The sequence below is a fragment of the Klebsiella sp. WP4-W18-ESBL-05 genome (assembly GCF_014169075.1).
GTDB classification, from domain to species: domain Bacteria; phylum Pseudomonadota; class Gammaproteobacteria; order Enterobacterales; family Enterobacteriaceae; genus Kluyvera; species Kluyvera ascorbata_B.
The window spans coordinates 23,522-48,008 of the sequence record NZ_AP022059.1 but is presented as its reverse complement, the minus strand read 5'-3'; the positions used below and the strand labels follow the sequence as shown (position 1 = coordinate 48,008).

Below are 24,487 nucleotides of genomic sequence, written 5' to 3'. Positions count from 1 at the left end.
TCAATCGAATGGGGTCGGCATGAGACTGAACACCATCCAGTTCCCGACCGCGTAGCCGCCTGTCCTGCCGATCAGGTCTTGACCATCGACGCCTGGGATCAGTCCTGAATGTTCTTGGAGACCACTACGTTATGAGCCGCAGCCGCCGCAAAACACCCACCGTCGGGCACACGACCTGCGGCAGCGAGCGCGAGGACAAGAAGCTCTGGCATCAGCGCTGACGCACCCGTGAGCGCACGGCGCTGACCAGCGCGTCGCCCGAAGCCCTGAGCGCCCATCTGCCCCTGCTGGAAAACCAGGCCAGCAGCGTCTGGTCGATGGGCAAGGATGGCCGCTCCTACTGGCCCGTCAAGCGCCAGGCCGCCACGGCGGATCGCATCGCCAATCACAAGGGACGCAACCCGCAAGAACGCGCCTCCCTGAAAAAGCGCCTGCTGCGCAAGTGGATGAGCAAATGAAGCTCTCCTTCCATCAGCACATTGCGCTGTTCTGGATGATCGGTGCTCCGGGCGTCTTCGCGCCCGTGATCGAGAACGCCAAGCGGCCCGATGCCGGCGCCGTCATGGCGTGGGGTGTCGCGATCGTGGCGGTGATGATCCTCTTCACCCCTTTGCTGCTGCGCTGTCCACCATTCCGGCGCTGGTATGGCCGGACGGATGCGCTGTCGGAGCGGCAGCGCCAGGCGCTTGCCGAGCGCGGCCTGCGCCGCTACTACCAGACCGCTTTCGATGACGGCTACGTGCCCCGCGTGATGCCCTACGTGTGGCGCATCATCTGGACGGTCGGCGGGTTGATGGCTGTGACCGCCGTACTGCCTACCAACACCGGACGGCCAGCCTTCGATGCCTTGGTGGTCTTCTCGACCTGGTATCCGATAGGCGTGATGCTGCTGGTTTTCGCGTCGAGGCCCCTTGGCCGGTTGATTCGCCAAAGAGCACAGGAGCGGCGGAAATGAGCACGTCAACCATCGAGGCGCTGGCCAGCGCCTGGGCAAGGATTGCCGAGGAAGCGGAATTCCCCGCTGACTACGAGGGGACTGCCACACCACAAGCGCATCGGGCTAGCGAAGCTATTCAGGAGCAGATTCGGGAGCGCATCGTCGCCACCAACGACATGCGGCTGTTCAGCCTGCTGCACCTGCTGGGTCAGGCGTCGCTGCGCATGGAGCAAGCGCTGTGGCCGGAGGATTACGAGCGGATGACGCGCGAGGTTGAGGAAGCCCTGCGGCAAGCCACCGACGCCAACGCCAGATCGTACACCCACGAAGAAGTGATGCAGGCGATGCAGGAACGCATCGACCGGGCGCGAGACAAGCCATGTTGATTGGCTATGCGCGCGTCTCGACGCAGGATCAGAACCTGGAGCTGCAACGCGAAGCCTTGAGCAAGGCCGGATGTAAAAAGGTCTTCGAGGACAAGGTGAGTGGCACGCGGGCAGACCGGCCTGGCTTGGCCAAGACGCTCGAAATGCTGCGCGAAGGCGATACTTTGGTCGTCTGGAAGCTCGACCGGCTGGGCCGGTCGGTCAAGCAACTGGTCGATCTGGTCGGCGATCTGCACAAGCACGGTGTCCAGTTCAGGAGCCTCACCGACTCCATCGACACCGGCACACCATCCCGGCGGTTCTTCTTCCACGTCATGGCGAGCCTTGCCGAAATGGAGCGCGAGCTGACCGTCGAGCGCACCCGCGCCGGGCTGGAAGTCGCCAAGCAGCTCGGCCGCAAAGGCGGCCGCAAGCCGAAGATGACCGACAGCAAGATCGAGTCGGCCAAGAAGCTGCTGGCCAGCGGGGTGCCGCCCAAGGACGTGGCCAAGAACCTCGGCGTGTCCATTCCGACGCTGTACCGCTGGGTGCCAGCCTCCACGCACGCTTAGCGTGCTTTATTTAATGAGATGGTCACTCCCTCCTTCCCAGTACTATGCTGAGGACAGGCTTTCATTCGGAGAACCATCATGGAAAACATTGCGCTTATTGGTATCGATCTGGGTAAGAACTCTTTCCATATTCATTGTCAGGATCATCGTGGGAAGGCCGTTTACCGTAAAAAATTCACCCGACCAAAGCTAATCGAATTTCTGGCGACATGCCCGGCAACAACCATCGCGATGGAAGCCTGTGGCGGTTCTCACTTTATGGCACGCAAGCTGGCAGAGTTAGGGCATTTTCCAAAGCTGATATCACCGCAATTTGTCCGCCCATTCGTTAAAAGCAACAAAAATGACTTCGTTGATGCTGAAGCTATCTGTGAAGCAGCATCACGTCCATCTATGCGTTTCGTGCAGCCCAGAACCGAATCTCAGCAGGCAATGCGAGCTCTGCATCGTGTCCGTGAATCCCTGGTTCAGGATAAGGTGAAAACAACTAATCAGATGCATGCTTTTCTGCTGGAATTTGGTATCAGCGTTCCGCGAGGTGCTGCCGTTATTAGTCGACTGAGTACCCTTCTTGAGGACAGTAGTTTGCCTCTTTATCTCAGCCAGTTACTGCTGAAATTACAACAGCATTATCACTATCTTGTTGAGCAGATTAAAGATCTGGAATCTCAGTTGAAACGAAAGTTGGACGAAGATGAGGTTGGACAGCGCTTGCTGAGTATTCCCTGCGTTGGAACGCTGACTGCCAGTACTATTTCAACTGAGATTGGCGACGGGAAGCAGTACGCCAGCAGCCGTGACTTTGCGGCGGCAACAGGGCTGGTACCCCGACAGTACAGCACGGGAGGTCGGACGACATTGTTAGGGATTAGCAAGCGGGGCAACAAAAAGATCCGAACTTTGTTGGTTCAGTGTGCCAGGGTATTCATACAAAAACTGGAACACCAGTCTGGCAAGTTGGCCGACTGGGTCAGGGAGTTGTTGTGTCGGAAAAGCAACTTTGTCGTCACCTGTGCTCTGGCAAACAAGCTGGCCAGAATAGCCTGGGCACTGACGGCGCGACAGCAAACTTACGAAGCATAAAGGCAGAAATACACCAGTTTAAACAATCATTCATCTGGTTTTGCGAATACTGATATTGATGATACTAACGGCCCACCGGCCTGTTGAGGAACCTGTAAAACGGAAAGGCTCATTGAAGCCGTATATTTTCTGGAGGTTCATCAGGCGCGGAACTCATCGAGGCGCGGGAATAAAATCCCATTCAGACGCCGGATAGATTCAAGCAAGCCAACTTGTCGTCAAAATCGGTGTTGCAAAAACGGGAGTGACCATAGATTCGTTTTCTGAGACGACCCCTATCTGTTCAACCGCCGGGCGAACGGCATCGATGAAATCTGGTACATCTGCCCGGACAGGCCGACGCTCGTCCGGGTGCAACGGGCAATTTTGGCGGTGGATGAAATCGTGAACCCACAGACCGGCGAGGCCCGAAAAACGGCAGAGCTGGACCGGGAACGGCTGTTTGCCTGCTTCAAATTCATGGTCATGGTCTGAGGTTAATCATTCATTTATGAGGTGTTTTATGACAAACCGGATTGCGGTTGTGGGCCGGGAGGCCCTGCTTATGGTCGGGGCGATGGCCGGAGGGCTGTGTGTGCTGGCCGCGCATCTGCTGAAATTGTTCTGGCGCGTGCTGCCGGTGTTTCTGCTGCTCTACGGGTTCGTGCAGTTTCTGGCGAGGAACCCGGCGATCCGTGACTGGTTGTTCCTGCATTTCGGGCAGGGAGGCACGGCGGCGATCCTGATCGGTGGTACCCTTCTTTGCCTGCGTCGTCTGATGAAATGACGGCAGACAGCACCGGCCGCGTCGGTGCTGTTATTCCTCCCCGAGCTGGTCCCGCATTGCCAGCCAGAGCGTTTCCGCGTCCTCGTGCAGCCGTTCGCACATGTCGGCCGCGGTATCCATATCCAGTTCGTTCAGCTTTTCCAGCAACAGCAGCGACTGATCCCTGATGAATTTTGCCATGTTGAGGGCGGTTTTTTCCTGTTTCGTCATGTTTCTTTCCTTCCGGGCATGGTGTGCGCCTGTCGGGTATACTGTCTCAAAAATAGCGGGGTGAGACAATGGCGTGGGTGACGGTGAGACAGGCCACGGAACTGACGGAAAAAGCCCGAAGTTCCCTGTATCGGGATATGGCTAAAGGCCGCGTATCATACCGGACGGAGGCTGATGGTGGTCGTGTCGTAGATACCAGCGAGCTTATCCGGGTGTACGGTGAGTTAAGACTGATTGAGACTCATGATCGGGACGGGTTGAGACTGCCGGATGAGACTGAAAAAACGGTATCAGAGGCGCTGATTGCGGAGATAAAAGCGCTGCGGGAAGAGGTGGCCGGGCTGCGGCAGGAAATGCAGGCCATGAGACTACTGGAACACAAAACGGAGACAGCAGAGACACCGCGCCGGTGGTGGCAATGGGGGAAGCGCTGACGCGCTGCGCTTGTCCAACCGGCGACGGCCACGCAATGAATTGCGCCCCCGTCACCCGTTATCAGCGGACGGAGTGGGGATTCTGGCGCTGGCCGACTACGGCCAGAACCCGGATTTTCTGCGCCGGGTCATTCACATCATAGAGGACATGCTGTCCCATCAGGCTTATCCGGCGAACGTCCTCGCCATAGCGTGAGTCCACTTCGTAGAGACGCGGAAAGTCTGCCAGCTTGTCTGCGGCCGCAAGAACGCGATCGGTGACGTTCCGCGCATCCCACAGAGATGAATTTTCCGCGATGTAGTCAAACAGTGCCGTTACGTCCTCGATGGCTCCCTGCTTCCATTCCACGTCATACGGCATCACGCAGTTCCTGATAGCGACCATGCAGCCGCTGGCGGAGTTGTTCCGTGGTCATGCCCGGGCGTGTATCAGCGCGGGCTGCAGTCACTTTGGCGCGAACCTGATCTTCATACTCGGCCTGTGCCAGTTCTTCGTTAGCCAGGCGCTGCAACAGTGCTGCCTTGTCCGGGCCACCTTCCGGCAGTATGCGGGGCAGACTTTCGGCCAGTTCCCGCAAGAAGTTGGCGTTTTCGTAGTGTGTGGTATTGCTCATTACAGAGCCTCCGGGGTTGATGCGTCGACATGAAGGAGTTTAGCAGGGACACTCCCTGAAAAATATGCTGAATCCGGTACGCGAAGCGTTACTTCCTTGTACTGGCTGTTCTCTGTTATTCGTGCTGTCTTGCAGGCTTACTGCGGGTTGCTGTCTTTTTTTTCTCGCTGCCTGAGTCCCTCAGCAAAACCGACCATCCAGCCTAATGGATCATGCTGCGCAGCCCCTGACAACAGCGCGTCAGATTCCAGTCCGGCTTGTCGTCCTGCCTCTCTGACATCTTCTCGTACCCATACCGCAATTTGCTTATAACCCGCCTCGCGCATACGTGCTTTATAGGCTGCCTGGCCGCGTGCATTCTTGATCAGATACTTGCGGTTGCTAGTGATATCGCGTGTCTTGTTGTTTGAACCGGTCATTAATTCCTCAGGCATTACAGAGTTGTCGTACACACAGAAAACATTACTAGTAATTATGATTGTTGTGAGTATTCCAGGGAGAAAATGAGAGATTTCCCGCGCAAAAGGGCGCTTTTTGGCGGTTTCAGGTGGTAAACGCACTGAAACGGGCCGCCATGCAGTCCGGTGCATAGCCATTCATGCCATCAGAATTCATCAGGCAAGTTTTGCGGGGTTTTCGCCGGGTAAGCTGTGGTTTTCACCGGCTTCGCGCTGAAATCGCCCTGAGCGCGTTTTAGCGGTGCGTACAATGAAGCCTTTATGTTAAATAGGGGCTTTTGTTGTCCGGAAAAGGCTGAGCAAAAATACGATAAACAGTGTCATACCGGTAACCAGCATGACATAGCCGGCTGTTGGGTTATAAGTCAGACAGAAGGCTGTGCAGGCACTGGGGGCGTGTATGCGAAAAAGCCCGGCAAAACACAGACTGGCCGAGAGTCCGTAAAATAACGATCCTGCGATAACGGTCAGCATAATTCTAAACATTGTCCCTTTGTCCCTTTGACCCTAATCATCCTCATCTTTTTTCTAATATGCCCCTTAAAATCAGGATGTTGATTGTTTTGTATGCAAGAAATGGACTAAAGAAATTTGTTTGTGATCCCATTCTCGTTTCTGCATATGAACAAAAAAGCCCCGCACATGGGCGGGGCTGAATGCTGCGAGTCTGCGACGGTGACTTATCCCGGAAGCGTCCAGTCAGGTCGTTCAAAATGGCAGGTATAGCCGTCGGGATTATGCTGCAGGTAATCCTGATGCTCTGGCTCTGCAGACCAGAACTCACCGGCCTGCTCTACTTCTGTCACCACGACTCCGGGCCAGACTCCTGAATCATCTATTTCACGGATAAGCTGGTTTGCCTGCTGCTTTTGCTCCTCTGTGGTGAAAAAGATGGCTGAGCGGTAGCTTGAGCCGACGTCATTACCCTGACGAAGTATTGTTGTAGGGTTGTGAATACTAAAGAAATATTCCAGTAGTTTTCGGTAGCTCAGTTTATCCGGGGAATACACCACCTTCACCGCCTCCGCATGTCCTGGGTGGTGCTGGTATGTCGGGTTATCATTACGTCCGCCGGTATAGCCCACTTCGGTGCTGACCACGCCATTGAGTTTGCGGATCAGCTCCTGGACACCCCAGAAACAACCACCGGCAAGGATTGCCACATCAGTTTTCATGCTTATCTCCTTTCTCAAACAGGGGAAGAAATTCACCGTATCCTTCTGTTTCCAGAGCGCCTTTCGGGATAAAACGCAGTGAAGCCGAGTTAATGCAGTAACGTAATCCACCGGTATCCTGTGGCCCGTCAGGGAAGACGTGTCCCAGATGGCTGTCACCGTGACGGGAACGCACTTCAGTACGCACCATGCCATGACTGAGGTCGCTCAGGTTGTGGACGTTGTTTTCCACTGGTTTGCTGAATGCCGGCCAGCCACAGCCCGAATCAAATTTGTCCTTCGACGAGAACAGTGGCTCACCGGAGACGATATCCACGTACAGTCCGTCCTCAAAGTGGTCGTCATATTCTCCGGTAAACGGGCGCTCAGTGGCGCTTTTCTGGGTGACGCTGAACTGCAGTTCCGTCAGTGCCTGAATGGTCTGTGGGTCTTTTTTATACGGTTTGTTCATATCGCTCTCCTGACAAATCTCACTCACCGGGACGGGTCCTGCTCATGAATAAGATCCAGATAGTGTTTTTCAAAGTCCGGGTTGGCGGGGAGCGACTTATTTTCCAGGTAGCGCTCTAAAAAGTAGCGGGGAGTGATCCCCGCCCGAAAGGCGGCTTCCATGCCTCTCACCATGAACCCGGGAGTGGTGTCATATTTGCTGGCCAGAAATATCAGGCTGCTGCGTAATTCAGGGTCACCCCATGGCTGACAATGCGTCAGACGAGCGGGGTTTGTGCACGGCGCTGAGTTGCTTCGCCCTCCGGTTAATCAGTGTCCGTCGCAGGTCATGACGCAACAGCACCAGTCCAGCCCCAATCAGAAGAACATCCTTGATAATGAAGCTGTCAATGCGACCCAGCTGCGGCAGAAGGCTCAGGGTGACGATGCCGGTGCCTGCCACCATCAGGGCGCCTGCTGCACCCACTGCCGGCCGGAAAAATCCGGCAATCAGGGCCAGAAGGGTGATATTTTCCACCACGCCGAGTGCGTAGCTGAGCCCCTGAACGCCGAGAGCCGGATACAGCGCACCGAGCCAGGTGCCTGGCAGCAGGTGGTGAAGGGCATTGGCCTCGAAGGCAAACCATTTGTAGGTGCCAAACAGGGCGAAGATGAAAATCACTGACAGCCGCAGAACCATAATGTCCAGGCCTGACGTTTTACGAAGTAACCGGCGCAGTTGTGTCTCGACGTTATTTTTCATGGTGTGTGTCCTTTTATTTTCGTTTTGTGTTTATGCAAACAGCGTGGCGCGGGCATGAACGAAACGGGCCTGCTCAAGCTCAGAAATCAGATAAGCGGCAGCGCCATGTTCAAGGGCTTCGCGGATAACCTCCCGCTCCAGCTCATCCACGGAAGACACCCAGCCAACAGAGAGTGTACGGACCGGTACCAGAGCTGCTTTTTCTTCCTCAGTAAGATCGGATTTGATGATGACCGGTCCATGGGCTTTACGGGTGAAGACAGCGATAACGTCGTTGATAAGTGCTTTCATGATGATGCCCCCTGCATGTCTGTTTTATTGTGTTGTCGTGTTGTTAATATTTATTCTACCTACCAGTAGATAGATTGGCAAGGGGTAACTGGAAATTAAACGCAAGGAAAGTCTTAATGTCTTCTGAGGCCCCCGGAATACAGGCGTTGTCAGCGGTGATTTTTTTGAGTGCTGGCTGCCCCGGTTAAACCGGGGCAGCCACAGGCGTGGCTTTACGGGCGGGAGAGTAGCTGAATAAGCGCGCTCATGGTGCGGGAACAGGCATCATGAGGAGGGATCCGATTGAGCATCAGGGCCCCTTTAATGGCGCTGCCGATGATAATGGCCACGTCAGCCGGCTCAGCAGTAAAAGCCAGTTCACCGCTTTCACGACCCGAAACCAGCACACTGGTCAGGATGCGCAGGTCGGTTTGTGCCAGTCGTGAGGTGGCTTTCTGAAGAGGTTCTTCAAACAGGGCGCTGTCGGACAGCATGGCGTGAATGCCACACATCTGGCCGCTGTCGGCGCATTTGAGAAATGCGTCCATATAACCCTGCAGACGGGCTTTACCCGGTGGCAGCTGTAACAGGGCAGCTTCCAGTTTCAGCAGGCTGGCCTCCTTGTATTCACAATAGGCAAGCCCGAGGTCGGTTTTGGTCTGAAAATGGTAATGGATACTGGCCTTCCGTATTCCCAGACCGTCAGCGAGATCAGCATAGCTGAAGCCCTGGTAGCCGTTCTGCTGGATAAGGGTATCAGTCAGTTCAATCAGACTGTCATGGGTGGACATAATGTTCTCCTGGCACCTGCGGGTGCCTGTTATTCAGACACAACTGCGCCCGGAAACCAGAAGGGTTCCGGGCGCAGTTGCGAGGGTAACGGGTATTCAACGATACAGGACAGCGGTACCGGAAAGTTTATTCATACCGGTGGCACTGGTGATGCGGTAGTGTGTGGCCCCGGCATCAGCGGCTTTCATATCCAGTGAGGCCACCAGGTCATCCAGGGTGGTGAAGCCACCGGAAGAGACCACCCCAATTTTTTGCAGCGATGCTGCTTCGCTGCGGGAAACCATTTGCGGGCTGGCGGCATAGCTCAGTGCGCTGGCGGACAGGGCGATGATGGCAAGGGTGGTTTTGATGATGTTTTTCATGATGACGCTCCTGATGTTCTGTTGTGTGTTTTTGTTTGTGTGTCGTGTTGTTAAAATCAAATCTACCAACCAGTAGATAGGTTGGCAAGTGTTAATTGGGGTCCGCTTGGAAAACGGAATCTATGGTCACTCCCGTTTTTGCAACACCGATTTTGACGACAAGTTGGCTTGCTTGAATCTATCCGGCGTCTGAATGGGATTTTATTCCCGCGCCTTGATGAGTTCCGCGCCTGATGAACCTCCAGAAAATATACGGCTTCAATGAGCCTTTCCGTTTTACAGGTTCCTCAACAGGCCGGTGGGCCGTTAGTATCATCAATATCAGTATTCGCAAAACCAGATCAGTAATTCTTTAAACCGGTGTATTTCTGCCGTTATGCTACATAAGTTTGCTGTCGTGCCGTTAGGGCCCAGGCTATTCTGGCCAGCTTGTTTGCCAGAGCACAAGTGACGACAAAGTTGCTTTTCCGGCACAGTAAATCCCTGACCCAGTCGGCCAATTTTCCAGACTGGTGTTCCAGTTTTTGTATGAATACCCTGGCACACTGAACCAACAAAGTTCGGATCTTTTTATTACCTCGCTTACTAATTCCCAGCAATGTCGTCCTACCTCCCGTGCTGTACTGCCGAGGTACAAGCCCTGTTGCCGCCGCAAAGTCACGGCTGCTGGCGTACTGCTTCCCGTCGCCAATCTCAGTTGAAATAGTACTCGCTGTCAGTGTTCCGACGCAGGGAATGCTCAGCAAGCGCTGTCCAACCTCATCTTCGTCCAACTTTCGTTTCAACTGGGATTCCAAATCTTTAATCTGCTCAACAAGATAGTGATAATGCTGTTGTAATTTCAGCAATAACTGGCTGAGGTAAAGAGGCAAACTATTGTCCTCAAGAAGGGTACTCAGTCGGCTAATAACGGCAGCTCCTCGGGGAACGCTAATGCCAAATTCCAGCAGAAAAGCATGCATTTGATTGGTTGTTTTTACCTTATCCTGAACCAGGGATTCACGGACACGATGCAGAGCCCGCATTGCCTGCTGAGATTCCGTTCTGGGTTGCACAAAACGCATAGACGGACGCGATGCAGCTTCACAAATAGCTTCGGCGTCGACAAAGTCGTTTTTATTGCTTTTAACGAACGGGCGGACAAATTGTGGTGATATCAGCTTTGGGGAATGCCCCAACTCTTCCAACTTGCGTGCCATAAAGTGAGAACCGCCACAGGCTTCCATTGCGATGGTTGTAGCGGGGCATGTCGCCAAAAATTCGATCAACTTTGGCCGGGTAAATTTTTTACGGTAAACAGCCTTCCCGCGACGATCCTGGCAATGAATATGGAAAGAGTTTTTACCCAGATCGATACCAATGAGCGCAATGTTTTCCATGATAGTTCTCCGAATGAAAGCCTGTCCTCAGCATAGTACCGGGAAGGAGGGAGTGACCATCTCATTAATTATCCCACGCTAAGACTGTTTTTTGTACAAAGCGGTATCGACTGTACGTAATGAGCGGTATTTTCCGGATCCCAGCTTAAGATTATTACGCCAGACGTAATCTCCACTCAGATTGATATGTTCCCAGCCCAGGGGAGAAAGATGAGAGACCAGTTGCTCATTTATCGGGATACCCTTTCGTTTTAGTGACTCAATAGCTCTTTCTATATATACCGTGTTCCACAACGTGATCGCTGCTGTCAGTAATGTCAGCCCGCTGGCGCGATAACTCTGATTCTCCAGCCCACGATCCCTTATTTCACCCAGACGGTGCAAAAAGACCGCTCGCGCAAGGGCATTACGGGCCTCACCCTTATTCAGCCCCGCCTGCACGCGTCGGCGCAGACCGGGATCACGGAACCAGTCCAGCATAAATAGTGTCCGTTCGATGCGGCCAATCTCTCTCAGCGCTTTGGCAAGTCCATTCTGTTTTGGGTAACTGGCTAACTTTTTCATCATCAGTGATGCGGTGACTGTCCCCTGCTTAATCGAGGTTGCCAGGCGCAATACCTCATCCCAGTGCGACTCAATGTCTTTGATATTTAGGCAGGTTGTTGATATGACAGACTGAAGCCCCGGATAGCGCTCGGCCTTTCCATGAATAAACAGCCGCTTGTCATGAAGATCACGGATCCTTGGCGCAAAAGCGAATCCCAGCAGGTGCATCAGGGCGAAAACATGTTCAGTGAAGCCTGCGGTATCGGTGTAATGCTCGGTAATTTCCAGATCGCTTTCATGGTACAGCAGGCCATCAAGCACGTGGGTTGAGTCGCGCACCCGGCTGATCACTTTGGCGTAGAACGGGCTGTATTGGTCTGAGATATGCGTATAAATCTGCACGCCCGGCTCCTGACCATATTTAAGATTGACCTGACCGGCATAACGTCCGTGACTGCCTACCCGAAAGTTCTGCCCGTCTGACGACGATGTTGTCCCGTCGCCCCAGAATGCGGCCAGAGGCCGCTCTTTCTGTGCGTTGACCAGCTCGGCCAGTGCCGCTGAATAAGTTTCATCCCTGATGTACCATGCCTGAATACCTTCGAGTGACGATCTTGTGGCCCCAGGGCAGGATTCCGCCATTTTTGTCAGCCCAAGGTTGATGCCGTCAGCCAGAATGGTGGTCAGCAACAGTCTTCCGTCTTTTGGTCTGACGTTATTATTTTTGAGGTGCGCGAAGTGACGCGTAAATCCCGTCCAGCTATCAACTTCTTCCAGTATCTCCGTAATTTTCGGATGGGGAAGCATGCCATAGACCAAATCTGCAAAGGGCGAAACACCTGAAGGAACGCTGTTCTCCAGTGGAGTGATTTTTACGCCTTTATCTGAGATATCTACATCGGGCAAATCACCGGCAAGCGCCATCGCGTTAACTTCTTCCAGCCGAGATGCAAGAAGAGTCATACGGGCCTGAAGGTATGCCTGGCTATCGGTCTGAACGGCCAACTGTAACTGGTCATTATGTCGGGATTTCTCAAACTCAGCAGTCGGGATGAGATAATCATCAAAATTTTTGTAGCGGCGCGATCCTTTTACCCAGATATCACCGGAACGTAATGCACCCTTGAGTTCATTCAGTACGCAAAACTCGTAGTACTTGCGGTCGATGCCTGAAGGCGTGAGCACCAGTTTTCGCCAGCTTTCAGGGATAAACCCTGTTGGCGCTGATGGCGGCACTTTACGAAGTTGTTTACGGTACATTTCCGTTATGGTGTCCAGCGCATCGCTGAGCGCCTGCGCCGCAGGTGTCGCCATGAACTGCAATGCTGACAGCATACGCGGGGCATATTTACGCAACGTACTGTATTTTTCGGTGATCAGATGAAGCGCGTCGAAATTGCCCTTACGGGAAAGAAACCGCGTTTCTTCCACGCTGTTGATGAATTCCTGCCAGGGAAGGACATCTTCTATTGCAGTCCAGGGATCTTCCCCGGATTCTCTGGCGTTAAGTAACGCCTGCCCGACGGTAACGTACTGCTTCAGCTTGCTCTGAATAAGCTTTCCCGTTTGCTGGAGCCGTTCGGCCTGCGTGCGTTTTGCCCTGCTGAACAGACTACCCAAGATACGCTCGTGCAGATCAATCACTTCGTCAGTCAGGGTGGCCCTGGCCTCTGTTATTATACAAACCAGCGTAGCGTAACGTCTGACATCGGTGAATTTTGCCAGGTCCCTGCTGCTCATTTTCCGGCCCTCACGCGCCAGTTTAAGCAACCTGTTCTGGTGAACGGAAAGTGCAATACCATCAGGCAACCCCAGCGCAGCGATGGAATTAAGCCGGTCGATATGTTGCAGCACATTTTTACCGTTTATTTTACCCGGAGGCTGTAGCAGCCATGCCAGACGGGAAGGTTGTTCACCCTCTGATATGAGCAGGCTGTCGAGTGCTGATTTATGCTGCTTTTCCAGTTGCGCGGTAAGTGTCGAAAATACCGATCTGTTAGCGAGCGTGACGACTTCGGCAAGCGTCCGTTCGATCACTTCAACAGAAGGGAAAATAACATTATTGTTATGTAGCCAGCTGAGCATTTCTTCCGCCAGCATAAATCCTTTGTCAGTTCGCATGGCATAGGGGTGCAGATGACGGATACAGTCTTTTTGCATTGACCGGCTGAACGGGGATAGTTCCAGGTAGCGATAAAGTTCGGTCAGATGTTCCCAGCGGGTTTGCTCTCTGGATGCATATTCCGGCCATAAATCAGGCTGAAGTTTCAGTCGGGAAGCAACCCTGGATACAACGCCATTGTGAGGAGCACTGCTTTTGTCCGGAATAAATCCAGGTCCACGCAGATAACAGAGTAATACAGCAAAGCCCAGGCGATTCGCTGGCCTTCGGTGCTTATTAATGAGCGCAATATCCGGTTCGTTCAGAAAACACATTCGGGTCAGAATAATTTCATCATCTGGTATAACCAGTAAGCGTTCCTGCTCTTCGCTGCTCAGTATCTGTCGCCGTGGCATAAATGCCTCCCTCGCGTATAGTTTTCATCTGTTATTTGTTCGCTGTGACCGAAACCGGTCGGTTTCGTACACCACTTACAGCACATGTCCGAAACTTAGTGAAATTAATTTCGGACACACGTTATAATTCGGACATCCATTTCGTACGGAAAGTTTCCCATGTCACGTGTTTTTGCCTACTGCAGGGTCTCAACTCTGGAACAGACCACAGAAAACCAGCGTCGTGAAATTGAAGCGGCGGGTTTTGCCATCAGATCCCAACGACTTATTGAGGAGCATATCAGTGGCTCGGTTGCTGCCAGCGAACGCCCCGGATTTATCCGGTTGCTAGATCGCATGGAAAATGGGGATGTACTGATTGTCACCAAACTTGACCGTCTGGGTCGTAATGCGATGGATATCCGAAAAACAGTAGAGCAACTGGCGGCTTTAGATATTCGCGTTCATTGTCTCGCACTCGGAGGCGTTGACTTGACCAGTCCGGCCGGAAAAATGACTATGCAGGTAATTTCTGCTGTAGCGGAGTTTGAGCGGGATTTGCTGCTTGAGCGAACGTATTCAGGTATTGCGAGGGCAAAAGCGGCTGGAAAACGCTTCGGTCGCCCCCCCATCCTGAGCGAGGAACAAAAGCAAACAGTGACAGAGCGCCTAAATGCTGGCATCAGTATCAGTGCTATTGCCCGGGAATTTAATACCACCCGCCAGACTATCCTTCGGGTAAAGGCTGGATTGCTGCAAGAGTGAGCGGCTGGGAAGATTATAAAAAAATCAAATGGTTATTATGAAATAAAACAGCCTGCTGGGTTCTTTTCCCCCTATTTTTTATAAAAGAGTAGACAAAAGAGGTTCGCGACACTAATCTACCAACTAGATGATTGGTGCTGGTTACACCAGCTATACCTTTTATCAAGAAATTACAGGAGCCATTATGTCTACTACCGTTAAACCTTCTGCAGACGCAGCTGCGATCCACAATACCCGTGAAGCAGTTCGCAGCCAGCCTGGTCTGGGTAACCTGACTTTCCAGATGAAAGCCCGTTCCAGCGGCGGATTAACCGTTCGCACAGAGACCGGCGCCACAATCCAGAACGGCGTTATCGATACCAGCCGTGTGGGGAAATTTTCTAATATCGGTGATGAACCCGCAGGTTTACTCGGCACCGATACCGGCATGAGCCCGACTGAATACATCATGCAGGCGCTGGCTGGCTGTTATACCGCCACCCTTACCATGATGGCTGCTGAAAAAGGGATCGACCTGGACGGTATCGAGCTGGATCTTAATTTCGATATCAACCTCAACGGCTTCCTTGGGCTGGACAGCAACGTGCGTAAAGGTGCGAAATCTATTCGCGTCGATGTTCACCTTACGAGCAAGACCGCCAGTCGCGAGGAGTTAGAAGCGCTGGTCAGCGAAATGCAAAAGAATTCGCCAATCCACGATACTCTGGCTAATCCGGTTGAAATGATTACACGCCTGGCGTGATGTCAGAGATGTAATGCTGCCATTCAGAATGCAGGATGGCAGTGACGTTCAGCTCTGCACGATACTGAGTCAGTGATACAACTTGCTACGGAAAAATAGCAACAATATAATCTATCAACTAGTAGATTATATGGAGTAATTATGACAACCATGACACGGGAACGGCTGCTCAGCGAAGCAGAACACCTGATGCGCGAAAAAGGGTATTCAGTATTCAGCTATGCTGATTTATCAAAAATAGTGGGTATCACCAAGGCCAGTATTCATCACCATTTCCCGACCAAAGATATTCTGGGTGAGCAGGTGGTAATACAGGCGTTCTCTGATACACAACGCGTATTTGAGCAGATAGAGGCGACTGAGAAAAGCGCGGAGAGAAGAATTGCGGCTTACATCGATATCTTCGCGCAAAGCCATAAAGCTTCGCTACTGCCACTGTGTTGTGCGTTGTCAGCAGAGACCGCCAATCTGCCTCAGGCAATTACTGTACAGACATCACTTTATTTCGATATGCAAATCGAGTGGCTCACAAAAGTCGTCAGGGCGGGCATGGAGTCAGGTGAGTTTTCATCCCATGCCGAACCATCAGATATTGCTTTGATGATCATTAATGTCTGTGAAGGCTCAAGCGTAGTGGCGCATGCAACGGCCAGACCCGAAGTCTTCGCCAACAGCCTTAAGTATATAAAACTGCTTCTTAATACCCCTCATTCAGGAGAATGACACTATGCTGGACTGGAACAACTATCGCTCAGAGTTAATGCAACGTTTAGGCGAGTTGGGCAAACTGACCCCCGAGACCATGAAAGGCGTGGTTGCCCTGGGCAACGCAGGTAACAAAACTGACCTTTTGGGCGCAAAAGTGCGTGAACTCATTGCCCTGGCGTGCGCAGTCACAACCCACTGCGACGGCTGTATTGCTTTTCACGCCGACGCCGCTGTGAAAGCCGGTGCAACCGACGCTGAAATTGCTGAAGCGCTGGGCGTGGCGATTAACCTCAACGCTGGCGCGGCGGTCATTTATTCAGCCCGCACTCTGGATGCCGTCGGTCAGGCACGCGGTTAAGCATTAATAAATTCCACGTTAAAAGGGCATTACTGCCCTTTTTTTATGTCCGCAATAGCCTGAGCATATACCGATGCAGGTTTCACACCCGGTATGCGTTTAACTAATTGCCCTTCATGAAATATCAGCACAGACGGCAGCCCCCAGATCTCGTATTTGGTTGTCAGCACCGGCGCCTGATCTACATTGACTTTCCCCACCTGAATATCTCTATCGAGCCGGTCTGCAAACTGACTGAACATTTCTTCGCTGGCCTGACAGGGCGGACACCAGGGTGCAGAGAAACGTACCACCGATATTCCGTTGTACTGCTCTATCTGGCGGAAATTATCTTCGTTATAAGCTGTTAATGTACGCATGGTGATGACCTCGCAAAATGAGTGACAATTCAGAAATGGCTGCGTTATGACAAAAAAATACGACACAGCCATTGACCTACCTACTAGATGGTTGGTATATTGCCACCCATCAGATGTTTATGCAACTCCAGTGCGCGACGTCCAGTCGATGATACTGCCGGGCTGTGCAAATCCCTGCCGGGATACTCCTTTTTGTTTTTTGTGAGGTATACGATGAGTAAGCTTTTCACCCCCTACAATCTGTCTGGCCTGGCGTTAAAAAACCGTGTAGTCATGGCACCGATGACCCGCACCCGCACCATGAATGACGTGCCGGATGAGGTCGTGGCTTTGTACTATGCACAGCGTGCTTCTGCTGGCCTGCTCATCACCGAAGGGATGCCGGTTTCAGAAGAAGGCCGGGGTTACCTTTATACCCCTGGTATCTACAACGACGAACACGTCCAGGGCTGGCGTAAGGTGACACAAGCGGTTCACGCCAAAGGTGGCCGTATTTTCGCGCAGCTCTGGCACGTCGGCCGTATGTCTCACGTCTCTCTTCAGCCAGGCCACATAGCGCCGGTTTCAGCGGGCACCGTTCAGGCGGTCAATACCACCGTTTTTGCGCTGACCGAATCCGGAGAACCGGGCCCGGTTGTACCAAGCCAGCCACGCGCGCTGGAAACGCATGAAGTTAAACGCATCACTGCAGACTTCGTGCACTCCGCACGCCTGGCGATGGAAGCCGGCTTTGACGGCGTGGAAATCATGGCGGCAAACGGATTCATCTTTGACCAGTTCCTCAGTAGCGAACTGAACACCCGCACCGACGAATACGGCGGCTCGGTGGAAAATCGTCAGCGTTTCCTGCTGGAGACCATTGACGCCGTGGCGGAAGCCGTGGGTAACAGCCACGTTGCCGTGCGCCTGTCACCGTTCGGCCGCATTTATGACCTCGCGCCGTATGAAGGTGAAGAGCAAACCTGGTCAGCCATCACCGACGCGCTCGGTCAGCGGGAACTGGCCTACGTACACCTTTACTATCAGCCGGTGTACATCAAAGCGCCACTTCCGGAAGGCTTCCGCCGCCGTTTTCGCAACACGTTTAAAGGCACCATCATCGCTGCCGGCGGTTTTACCCGTGATATCGCAGAGCAGGCTCTGGAAGATGATGAGCTGGATCTGGTGGCATTTGGTGTGCCCTACATCGCTAACCCGGATCTGGTTGAAAGAATGCAAAACGGCTGGCCACTGGCAGAAAGTGACCGCGCCACCTACTACGGCGTCAGTGGTTCCCCGGAAAAAGGCTATACCGATTACCCGGTCTGGCAGGCGCAATAAATCCCATACGGTCGCGGTTCTCTGATAAGTGAGATCCGACCGCCCAACGTCTTTGAGGAATCATTATGCAAACGCTGAAACCCACCCTTACCATCGATATCTGGTCAGATTTGGTCTGCCCGTGGTGCTGGATTGCTAAAAAAAGATTTGAACAGGGTCTGAATCGCTTTGAATTTCGCGACCAGGTGGTGATCCGCCATCACAGCTACCGTCTGGCCGGTGGTACTCCCGCGATGCCTTTTAAGGATGCCATCGTTAAAAAGCTGGGCAGTCAGCATTCAGCGGAGCTGATGATGAATCAGGTGGGCACCGCCGGTAAATCTGAAGGTCTGATCTACAACTTCGACGGCATGATGTTTGGTGATACAGAAGATGCACACACCCTGCTGGTTGCCGCGCGTAAGGCCGGAATTGCGGACGCGGTGGAAGAACGTTTTTATCATGGCAGTATCACCGAAGGTCGCTCTCTCTTTGACCGTCAGCAGCTCGTTGCCATGGCCGTAGAAGCCGGTATGCCGAAAGCTGACGCTGAAGCCGCCCTGGAAAATGACGATTTTCGCGCCACCGTTTCCGACGATGAAGCCCACGCACAGTCTATTGGCCTCAGCGGCGTTCCGGTTTTTGTGATGAACGAAAAATATGCCATCAGCGGGGCTCAGGCAGCAGATAACTTTTTGAATGCCCTGCGTCAGGTCTGGGATGAACAGCAAACCGAATTTTCAGCCACTGCGGGTCAGACCTGCGGAACGGATGGCTGCAGTATTTAATCCGTCAACCGCCGGCAGTTTCACGCTGCCGGCAACGTCTTACCCACCAGTAATGGAGTCAGAAAATGAACACTTTTTTCAAAGGTAAAAAACTGCTCGTCGTCGGCGGTACCAGCGGCATGGGCCTGGCCGTGGCACGCATGGTACTGGAAGCGGGCGGCAGTGTCGTGCTGACCGGGAATAAAAAAGACAAAGCCGAAGCGGTGCAAAAAGAACTGAGCCCTCTGGGACCGGTTGCGGTCATCGCGGCGAACCTGATGACCGAAGAAGGTATGGAAACTATCCGTCAGGAAATTAATGCTCGCCATCGCGATATCAGCCTGATGGTGAATGCCGCCGGTATCTTCATGCCCAAAGGATTTACCGAGCACAGCTTTGCCGATTATGACATGTATCTTTCGCTGAACCGAGCCACGTTCTTTATTACACAGGATGTCGTGAAGAACATGCTCGCCGCGAAGCTCGAAGGGTCTATCGTCAACGTCGGTTCGATTGGTGCTCAGGCTGCACTGGGTGACTCGCCGGCCTCGGCCTATTCAATGGCAAAAGCGGGTCTGCATGCCCTGACGCGTAATCTGGCGATTGAGCTGGCCAGCGCGGGTATTCGTGTCAACGCGGTGTCTCCCGGGATTGTTCATACGCCGATATACGAAGGCTTCATGGACAAAGCGGATATCGCAGATGCTATGAAGTCGCTGAACGATTTCCACCCGCTGGGACGCGTCGGAACTGCCGAAGATGTGGCAAACACTATTCTCTTCCTGTTGTCTGACAAAACCTCATGGGTGACGGGCGCTATCTGGGATGTCGATGCGGGCATCATGGCGGTCAGACGATAACCCCGTGACGCTGGCATAAGCCGCCCCTTAAGGGCGGCATTTTTTTGTCGCCAGACATGTCATCAGCAGGCTTCACTAAGAATATTCACGACCTGTTCATCCGTGCCTTTTGTGTTCCCGGCACAGGGTGTTATGCCGGGTTCTGACGACATCCTGACAGGACAAAACGGCCAGAGAGAAAGGGGTTATACACGATGAGGAGCCGGTATCCGCAGTACCTGTGAAATTCTTTTCATCCCTGCTGTCAGCATACTCCGTGGGCAGGCCAGATTTAACCGGATATATCCGTCCCCATTGTCGACAAACAGCAAGCCCCCTTCAAGAAGGACCCCTGACTCCCGGGCAAAATACAGCGATAAATCCTCACCTGCGGTGTCGGGCAGGTAGCGGCTAATATCTATCCAGGCCAGATATGTCCCTTCGGGGATCGAGAACCTGGTTTCGGGTAAATAGCTGTAACGGCTCGCAATCGAAATCCCCCGGGCTCGCAATCAGCGCAATTTTCGGCTCAGATTAAGTGACAATGAAAATCCTCCCGGGCTCACATTAAGTGACAATGAGCTCGCGTTTATCTTTTTCGGCTCGCATTCCATTTCCTTCGGCTCACAATAACTGCAAATGAAATTCGTCATATCGGGAGCCCCACCGCCAGCATCCTGTCCCGCAGTTCTGCTGTTCGAGCAGGGTCGAGCTGATGGTTGAACATGGCCCTGATTTCTGCCGGTTTGGCATCAAACTGCTCCACCATGTCTTTCAGTCGATAACCATGACGCGTTAATGTCGGCTCCAAATCATCAAGCTGGCGGGAAAGTACCGATTCAACCAGGGCGGCGGTTATCGGCTTTTCTCCCGTCTGATAACCGGCCTCCAGGGCCAGCGTCAGATGTAGTTGAACCTGAAGTGGGGTACGTAGTTTCATCGCCAGCAGGTCGAGGGCGTCGGCGGTCAGAATGTCTTCCGGCTTGCCTTTCCCCATACTGGTTTTCAGTAGCCACTGAATATATTCCCGTTGGCTACCGGTGATCCCATCCAGCGTAAAGATATCCGTGCGATAACCGATCTCCTCCATAGTCGGGCGTCGCAGGTCATTGCGCAGTTTGGGGTGACCGGCCAGAACAACCGACAGCCGGCCGCCACCGTCCTCCACAACTTCCATCAGCCTTTTGAGTCCGATCAGTGTATGCCCGTTCAGGTCATGCGCTTCATCAACAAACAATGCCACTGGCCGCTTTCCTTTTTTGACCAGTTCCTGTAACTCACGCTCGCGTCGTTCGCCCTGTTTGGGGATCTGAACCTGTTTATCCTGCGTCAAATCGTAAAAGAGCGCGTTGATGAGCGTGGCCAGTTTAATATTGTGCTTTTCAATCGACAGGGAGCGAGCTACGGTAATTTTATTTTCCTCCCTGAGACGCTGCTGCAAACGCCGCAGAGTGACTGTCTTGCCGCTGCCAACCACACCACAAACGGCAATTAACCGGCCTTCGTGGATAGCACCGCGGATATCCTTGATAAGCTGCTTATGGTGAGCCGTCTCATAGTAACCGGCCTGATCGATTGGTTGCGCCAGTCCATAATGTTCCATTACCTCAACCCGCATGATCCTCTCCTGATTGGGTGTTGCGGAAATACTCCCTGACCCGGGCAAATACCTCACTGCGGATCAGCGTGTCTGTCAGTACTTGGTCGATAAACGCCTTGTCTTCATCCGATAATTTCGCCAGCGGTGTGGCCAGATCAGCCGCAATAGCCAGCTTCGCTGCCACCGGGGTAGGAAAACAGTATTCAAACGCTGTGGACTCGAAGGGTTGATGTGGCAACACCCGCGTGCTCTGAACGCTATCGGCCACCAGTTTGAGGTCACAACCGGACAGGGCGCTGATAGGTAAGTTCAGTTGCCGAGCCAATGACTGGATACGGTCTGCCCGCACCGCTGCTTTTCCGCGTTTGAATGCCCGATAGCGGTGCAGAGGTATCGGGCCGGAAACAGGAAAATAAGGCCCCCACTTTTCACCGTCAAACTCCACGAACATTTCGTCATCAAAGAGGCCCCACAGCAGGATAACAGTTTCACCCGCCATGTCGGGTTCGACTTCGTAAGCTGTCCCGTCAATCGTTATGCGGGCATCGATACCCACCTTGCGAGACTCCGGCTCCCGGGCAAAGCGACAGTACTGTTCCCAGGTGCACATGTCCTGCACTCCCTTTGGTGGCAAATGCATCAGCCAATCTTCCTCACGGGAATGCTTTTCGCTGCGATGTCGTTGTGCGTTATAGCGTATCAGGTAGTTCCAGAGCCATTCATTCGCCTGCTGTTCAGTCTCCGGCTTATGAAAATGATACAGCGTTTCGTGGGCTTCTTTGACGGAACGGAACGGGCGCTCAACCTTGCCTTTTGACCGGGCTGTGGTGCGGGTGCCATCCTTGCCTGCCGGCATATGTGTCTGCCAGTCAATCTGCAGCGCCTGCATCACATTCTGGAAGACATGGCTTTTCGCCACCGGGCCATTATCGAGGTACAGCATTTTCGGTCGCCCCTGGAGAGACATCTCCGGATGACTTTTAGGCGCCATGGCATTAAACAGAAAACGCAAGGCAGACTCCGCATCTTCGCCATACACACAGCGGTATTCCTGGTAATTAACCCCGCTGCGATCGTCCACCACGCTGAATAACATCAGGGTAGGTTGTCCACGGGCCGGATCAATCCACTCAGGACATTCGATATATTTGAGATCAGAGGGCGACATATCGAACTGCCAGCAGTCATTACTGCACTCAGCCTGGAACCGCGCTGCCGGTGGCTCCCGTAACAGACGTGAGTGATCGAGTCGGAACAGGGACAAATAGCGGTTAACCGTTGGCCTGCGCAACAACCCCTTTGGAAGTTTAACCAGCCCCTGAGTCGTTTCCACACCATGTTCTTCGAGCAACTGAATGGCACGCGTCGTGGACAGATGACGACCGGCTTTATTGGTGGTACGTAATTTCAATGCAGCGATCAGTTCACAATAATATTCGAGTTCGGACGGCGGCAGTATCCGGGGTTTCCCGTGATCACGCCGGTGTGCAATGTGAGGTTTCTGGAAGGCACGGAGTGTACGATAGACGGTGGTGACGGAAATGCAATAGAGTAGCGCCATCGCGGTGATCTGGGCCGCGCGTTCCGGACTTTTTGGTGGCAGACGGTCAAGCCGTTGTCGCAGTTGCAACAAAGAATCGGTTGGAATGGCCTTACGCCGGCTGCTCATCGCGGTCCAGCACACGATAGACCGAGGCTCGACCGATCCCCAGTTGGCGAGAAATCGCCGTTGCGCCCATTTTCTCTTCAACGTACAACCGACGGACCTCAACAGGATCGATGCGCGGTTTGCGCCCCTGATAAACCCCGCGGGCTTTTGCGGCAGCGATACCTTCCAACTGGCGTTCACGGCGCAGGTTGGTTTCAAACTCAGCGAAGACACCCAGCATATCCAGAAACGCCTTACCTGCTGCGGTGCGCGTATCCACAGGTTGTTCTGTTGCCTTGAGGGTAATGCCCTGCTGATTCAGGGCATACACGATATCCTGCAAATCTTTAATGCTACGGGCCAGGCGATCGACTCGCGTGACAATCAGCGTGTCTCCCTTACGCAGAAAATCCAGCAACAGTTGCAGCTCAGTTCGTCCATCGCGGCTGGTCCCGCTCGCTTTTTCTGAACGGATGATTTCGCAGCCAGCGGCGCGAAGCGTCTGTATTTGCAAATCCAGATCCTGGTCGTTGGTTGAAACCCGGGCATAACCGTAAAAAGCCATTGTTATGAAAAATGTCTCGTTAGACTCTAGATGAGGAAAACGTAACATGCAGATGAGACAAAAACAATCCAAATGAGACAGAAAAACTGTCTCACCAAACTGTATGCTTTGGGTGCACCCATAAAATACGATTTTACTCCATGAGATTTGCTGACTGAATTGCAGTACGCCAGACGACCCCATATGGGTAAATGGATATTCCAGTTTATCTATTTTGACAGAGTCTTAAGGTCCGATAGCCTTAATTGCGAGCGTATCCGGTGATCATTGCGCCAGTCACACAGAGAGCGTCATGATCTGTTTGCGAAAATAACTCCAGTAACCCGTGTTTTACCCCACTACCTGTATTGGGCTGAACCAATAAATTGCTCGAATTTTTCGCACCAGATTTGCACAGTGGTGTATTCATCAATATTGACACCATTTGGCAGGTTCTTTTTGAAGTTGCCGTAGTTTTTCAAATCACCTATATATAATGATTCTTCTTTTATTTTTAAAAATGAATTACGATCATCAGCCTGGGTTTTGGTCAGATAGATCTTGTAATCCGGACCTGGAGCAATGCTACCTTCAAATGCGATTTCTTGATCGGAGACATACAGCTTTCCATCAACCCAATGAACAGCATTACTCCCTTTTTGGTTTTTAAAAAATGCCCCCGTGTAGCGGGCATTATTTTTAACTTCCTTAATTTCATCAGCACTGGAGTTTTTCTCAGCGGTGAGGATAGGCAGTACATAGATACCGACACCGAAACCCACGCCAAATAAAGCCAGGTGCGAAGCAAAAAACAGCGCTTTAATGTTTGTTTTCATAATATTTTCCTTTGCGTATGTAAAAAGCCATAAGGGTTCTGTAGCCACACATCCCTTATGTAACAGATTAACTTGTCAAATTTATGTTGCAGCTAAGCGCCTGCATTGTCGTATAGCGTTGCAGTGGCATATCCATGGGCATTGGTATTTAAATAAGTGATGCGGAAATAATCGGCGCCTGATTTTTCTGCTTTTGCTGCAAGCTTGCTAGTCAACTCATCAATCGTGCCACCTGAAACACTGATGCTCCCAAGGCGAAGCAATTCGCACTGGTGAGAATTGTTGATTTCGGTTGATGCCTGTGCCAGCACGGGCAGGATGCTCAGACTCAATATTGCAGCAATAATGAACTTTCTCATACGCCTATCCCG

32 protein-coding genes and 2 pseudogenes are annotated in these 24,487 nt (G+C 52.6%); 15 read left to right on the top strand and 19 right to left on the bottom strand.

Going from position 1 to position 24,487, the window contains the following annotated elements; all coding sequences use genetic code 11:
• Positions 1 to 131 precede the first annotated feature (131 nt).
• The 7 genes and pseudogenes from H7R58_RS24985 (at position 132) to H7R58_RS24955 (ending at position 3,723) form a co-directional block, all read left to right on the top strand.
• Positions 132 to 458, top strand: a pseudogene (locus H7R58_RS24985) (hypothetical protein).
• A complete protein-coding gene (locus H7R58_RS24980; protein WP_003100856.1) occupies positions 455 to 955 on the top strand; it encodes a hypothetical protein in 501 nt (166 codons plus the stop codon). Before H7R58_RS24985 ends, H7R58_RS24980 begins: the two are co-directional and overlap by 4 nt.
• On the top strand, positions 952 to 1,323 hold the full coding sequence (locus tag H7R58_RS24975; protein ID WP_003100853.1) for a hypothetical protein: 372 nt from the start codon (positions 952 to 954) through the stop codon (positions 1,321 to 1,323). The genes H7R58_RS24980 and H7R58_RS24975 overlap by 4 nt, the downstream gene beginning before the upstream one ends.
• Positions 1,317 to 1,874 carry a recombinase family protein gene (locus tag H7R58_RS24970; protein WP_113535020.1) on the top strand — a complete coding sequence of 186 codons (558 nt, stop codon included), beginning with the start codon at positions 1,317 to 1,319 and terminating at the stop codon, positions 1,872 to 1,874. Before H7R58_RS24975 ends, H7R58_RS24970 begins: the two co-directional genes overlap by 7 nt.
• Before the next feature lie 78 nt (positions 1,875 to 1,952).
• Positions 1,953 to 2,957: an IS110-like element IS5075 family transposase gene (locus H7R58_RS24965; protein WP_000427614.1), complete on the top strand. Its 1,005-nt coding sequence runs from the start codon at positions 1,953 to 1,955 to the stop codon at positions 2,955 to 2,957.
• Between the two features lie 276 nt (positions 2,958 to 3,233).
• Positions 3,234 to 3,431 (top strand): annotated as a pseudogene (locus H7R58_RS25570) (hypothetical protein); the annotation flags it as partial.
• A gap of 28 nt (positions 3,432 to 3,459) precedes the next feature.
• Complete coding sequence (locus H7R58_RS24955) at positions 3,460 to 3,723, top strand: hypothetical protein (protein WP_021243021.1); 264 nt, start codon at positions 3,460 to 3,462, stop codon at positions 3,721 to 3,723.
• Positions 3,724 to 3,753: 30 nt separating this feature from the next.
• Here the strand turns inward: H7R58_RS24955 and H7R58_RS24950 are convergent, their stop codons facing one another.
• Positions 3,754 to 3,933, bottom strand: coding sequence for a Rop family plasmid primer RNA-binding protein (locus H7R58_RS24950; RefSeq protein WP_021243020.1), 180 nt, complete (start codon positions 3,931 to 3,933; stop codon positions 3,754 to 3,756).
• 68 nt (positions 3,934 to 4,001) lie between these two features.
• Between H7R58_RS24950 and H7R58_RS24945 the strand changes: the two genes are divergently transcribed.
• Positions 4,002 to 4,367, top strand: a complete 366-nt coding sequence (locus tag H7R58_RS24945; protein ID WP_113535021.1) for an entry exclusion protein 1 — start codon at positions 4,002 to 4,004, stop codon at positions 4,365 to 4,367.
• A gap of 61 nt (positions 4,368 to 4,428) precedes the next feature.
• On the opposite strand, the gene H7R58_RS24940 is transcribed toward H7R58_RS24945, so the two are convergent.
• From H7R58_RS24940 to H7R58_RS24885, 12 genes are all read right to left on the bottom strand, one after another.
• On the bottom strand, positions 4,429 to 4,728 hold the full coding sequence (locus H7R58_RS24940) for a type II toxin-antitoxin system RelE/ParE family toxin (protein ID WP_021243018.1): 300 nt from the start codon (positions 4,726 to 4,728) through the stop codon (positions 4,429 to 4,431).
• Positions 4,718 to 4,981, bottom strand: a complete 264-nt coding sequence (locus H7R58_RS24935; RefSeq protein WP_000072676.1) for a hypothetical protein — start codon at positions 4,979 to 4,981, stop codon at positions 4,718 to 4,720. The genes H7R58_RS24940 and H7R58_RS24935 overlap by 11 nt, the downstream gene beginning before the upstream one ends.
• A 137-nt stretch (positions 4,982 to 5,118) precedes the next feature.
• Entirely contained in the window at positions 5,119 to 5,400 is a 282-nt protein-coding gene (locus H7R58_RS24930) for a hypothetical protein (RefSeq protein ID WP_021243017.1), read from the bottom strand.
• A 719-nt stretch (positions 5,401 to 6,119) separates the two neighbouring features.
• Complete coding sequence (msrA, locus tag H7R58_RS24925) at positions 6,120 to 6,614, bottom strand: peptide-methionine (S)-S-oxide reductase MsrA (protein WP_021243016.1); 495 nt, start codon at positions 6,612 to 6,614, stop codon at positions 6,120 to 6,122.
• A complete protein-coding gene (gene msrB / locus H7R58_RS24920; protein WP_021243015.1) occupies positions 6,604 to 7,065 on the bottom strand; it encodes a peptide-methionine (R)-S-oxide reductase MsrB in 462 nt (153 codons plus the stop codon). Before msrB ends, msrA begins: the two co-directional genes overlap by 11 nt.
• A gap of 23 nt (positions 7,066 to 7,088) precedes the next feature.
• Positions 7,089 to 7,226, bottom strand: coding sequence for a hypothetical protein (locus H7R58_RS24915; RefSeq protein ID WP_021243014.1), 138 nt, complete (start codon positions 7,224 to 7,226; stop codon positions 7,089 to 7,091).
• 73 nt (positions 7,227 to 7,299) lie between these two features.
• Positions 7,300 to 7,806, bottom strand: coding sequence for a DUF417 family protein (locus tag H7R58_RS24910; protein WP_001567380.1), 507 nt, complete (start codon positions 7,804 to 7,806; stop codon positions 7,300 to 7,302).
• Between the two features lie 30 nt (positions 7,807 to 7,836).
• The gene (locus tag H7R58_RS24905) at positions 7,837 to 8,097 is read right to left on the bottom strand and encodes a DUF1471 domain-containing protein (RefSeq protein ID WP_001567381.1); all 261 of its coding nucleotides are present in this window, start codon (positions 8,095 to 8,097) and stop codon (positions 7,837 to 7,839) included.
• A 212-nt stretch (positions 8,098 to 8,309) separates the two neighbouring features.
• Positions 8,310 to 8,867 (bottom strand): TetR/AcrR family transcriptional regulator, encoded by a 558-nt coding sequence (locus tag H7R58_RS24900; protein ID WP_001567382.1) that lies wholly within the window; start codon positions 8,865 to 8,867, stop codon positions 8,310 to 8,312.
• Positions 8,868 to 8,963: 96 nt separating this feature from the next.
• Complete coding sequence (locus tag H7R58_RS24895; protein WP_001567383.1) at positions 8,964 to 9,230, bottom strand: YdgH/BhsA/McbA-like domain containing protein; 267 nt, start codon at positions 9,228 to 9,230, stop codon at positions 8,964 to 8,966.
• A gap of 374 nt (positions 9,231 to 9,604) precedes the next feature.
• Entirely contained in the window at positions 9,605 to 10,609 is a 1,005-nt protein-coding gene (locus H7R58_RS24890; RefSeq protein ID WP_022542389.1) for an IS110-like element IS4321 family transposase, read from the bottom strand.
• 78 nt (positions 10,610 to 10,687) lie between these two features.
• The gene (locus tag H7R58_RS24885; RefSeq protein WP_021242989.1) at positions 10,688 to 13,672 is read right to left on the bottom strand and encodes a Tn3 family transposase; all 2,985 of its coding nucleotides are present in this window, start codon (positions 13,670 to 13,672) and stop codon (positions 10,688 to 10,690) included.
• Positions 13,673 to 13,831: 159 nt separating this feature from the next.
• Between H7R58_RS24885 and H7R58_RS24880 the strand changes: the two genes are divergently transcribed.
• The 4 genes from H7R58_RS24880 (at position 13,832) to H7R58_RS24865 (ending at position 16,224) form a co-directional block, all read left to right on the top strand.
• A complete protein-coding gene (locus H7R58_RS24880; protein WP_012695450.1) occupies positions 13,832 to 14,416 on the top strand; it encodes a recombinase family protein in 585 nt (194 codons plus the stop codon).
• A gap of 184 nt (positions 14,417 to 14,600) precedes the next feature.
• Positions 14,601 to 15,158, top strand: coding sequence for an OsmC family protein (locus tag H7R58_RS24875; RefSeq protein WP_000108589.1), 558 nt, complete (start codon positions 14,601 to 14,603; stop codon positions 15,156 to 15,158).
• A 141-nt stretch (positions 15,159 to 15,299) separates the two neighbouring features.
• Entirely contained in the window at positions 15,300 to 15,881 is a 582-nt protein-coding gene (locus tag H7R58_RS24870; RefSeq protein WP_020277920.1) for a TetR/AcrR family transcriptional regulator, read from the top strand.
• Between the two features lie 4 nt (positions 15,882 to 15,885).
• The gene (locus tag H7R58_RS24865; RefSeq protein WP_021242988.1) at positions 15,886 to 16,224 is read left to right on the top strand and encodes a carboxymuconolactone decarboxylase family protein; all 339 of its coding nucleotides are present in this window, start codon (positions 15,886 to 15,888) and stop codon (positions 16,222 to 16,224) included.
• 29 nt (positions 16,225 to 16,253) lie between these two features.
• On the opposite strand, the gene H7R58_RS24860 is transcribed toward H7R58_RS24865, so the two are convergent.
• Positions 16,254 to 16,583 (bottom strand): thioredoxin family protein, encoded by a 330-nt coding sequence (locus H7R58_RS24860; protein WP_021242987.1) that lies wholly within the window; start codon positions 16,581 to 16,583, stop codon positions 16,254 to 16,256.
• Between the two features lie 213 nt (positions 16,584 to 16,796).
• Here H7R58_RS24860 and H7R58_RS24855 point away from each other — a divergent pair, with 213 nt between their 5' ends.
• The 3 genes from H7R58_RS24855 (at position 16,797) to H7R58_RS24845 (ending at position 19,509) form a co-directional block, all read left to right on the top strand.
• Positions 16,797 to 17,903, top strand: a complete 1,107-nt coding sequence (locus H7R58_RS24855; protein WP_021242986.1) for an alkene reductase — start codon at positions 16,797 to 16,799, stop codon at positions 17,901 to 17,903.
• Between the two features lie 65 nt (positions 17,904 to 17,968).
• The gene (locus H7R58_RS24850; protein WP_001194072.1) at positions 17,969 to 18,670 is read left to right on the top strand and encodes a DsbA family oxidoreductase; all 702 of its coding nucleotides are present in this window, start codon (positions 17,969 to 17,971) and stop codon (positions 18,668 to 18,670) included.
• A 65-nt stretch (positions 18,671 to 18,735) separates the two neighbouring features.
• Complete coding sequence (locus H7R58_RS24845) at positions 18,736 to 19,509, top strand: SDR family NAD(P)-dependent oxidoreductase (protein WP_182934833.1); 774 nt, start codon at positions 18,736 to 18,738, stop codon at positions 19,507 to 19,509.
• A 628-nt stretch (positions 19,510 to 20,137) separates the two neighbouring features.
• Here the strand turns inward: H7R58_RS24845 and H7R58_RS24840 are convergent.
• The 5 genes from H7R58_RS24840 to H7R58_RS24820 form a co-directional block, all read right to left on the bottom strand.
• Positions 20,138 to 21,163, bottom strand: a complete 1,026-nt coding sequence (locus H7R58_RS24840; RefSeq protein WP_370375586.1) for an ExeA family protein — start codon at positions 21,161 to 21,163, stop codon at positions 20,138 to 20,140.
• Entirely contained in the window at positions 21,096 to 22,757 is a 1,662-nt protein-coding gene (locus H7R58_RS24835) for an IS481 family transposase (protein ID WP_033488203.1), read from the bottom strand. Before H7R58_RS24835 ends, H7R58_RS24840 begins: the two co-directional genes overlap by 68 nt.
• A complete protein-coding gene (locus H7R58_RS24830) occupies positions 22,741 to 23,301 on the bottom strand; it encodes a recombinase family protein (protein WP_021242984.1) in 561 nt (186 codons plus the stop codon). Before H7R58_RS24830 ends, H7R58_RS24835 begins: the two co-directional genes overlap by 17 nt.
• Before the next feature lie 338 nt (positions 23,302 to 23,639).
• Complete coding sequence (locus H7R58_RS24825) at positions 23,640 to 24,116, bottom strand: DM13 domain-containing protein (RefSeq protein ID WP_001567386.1); 477 nt, start codon at positions 24,114 to 24,116, stop codon at positions 23,640 to 23,642.
• A 92-nt stretch (positions 24,117 to 24,208) separates the two neighbouring features.
• Positions 24,209 to 24,475, bottom strand: coding sequence for a YdgH/BhsA/McbA family protein (locus tag H7R58_RS24820; protein ID WP_021242983.1), 267 nt, complete (start codon positions 24,473 to 24,475; stop codon positions 24,209 to 24,211).
• Positions 24,476 to 24,487 lie beyond the last annotated feature (12 nt).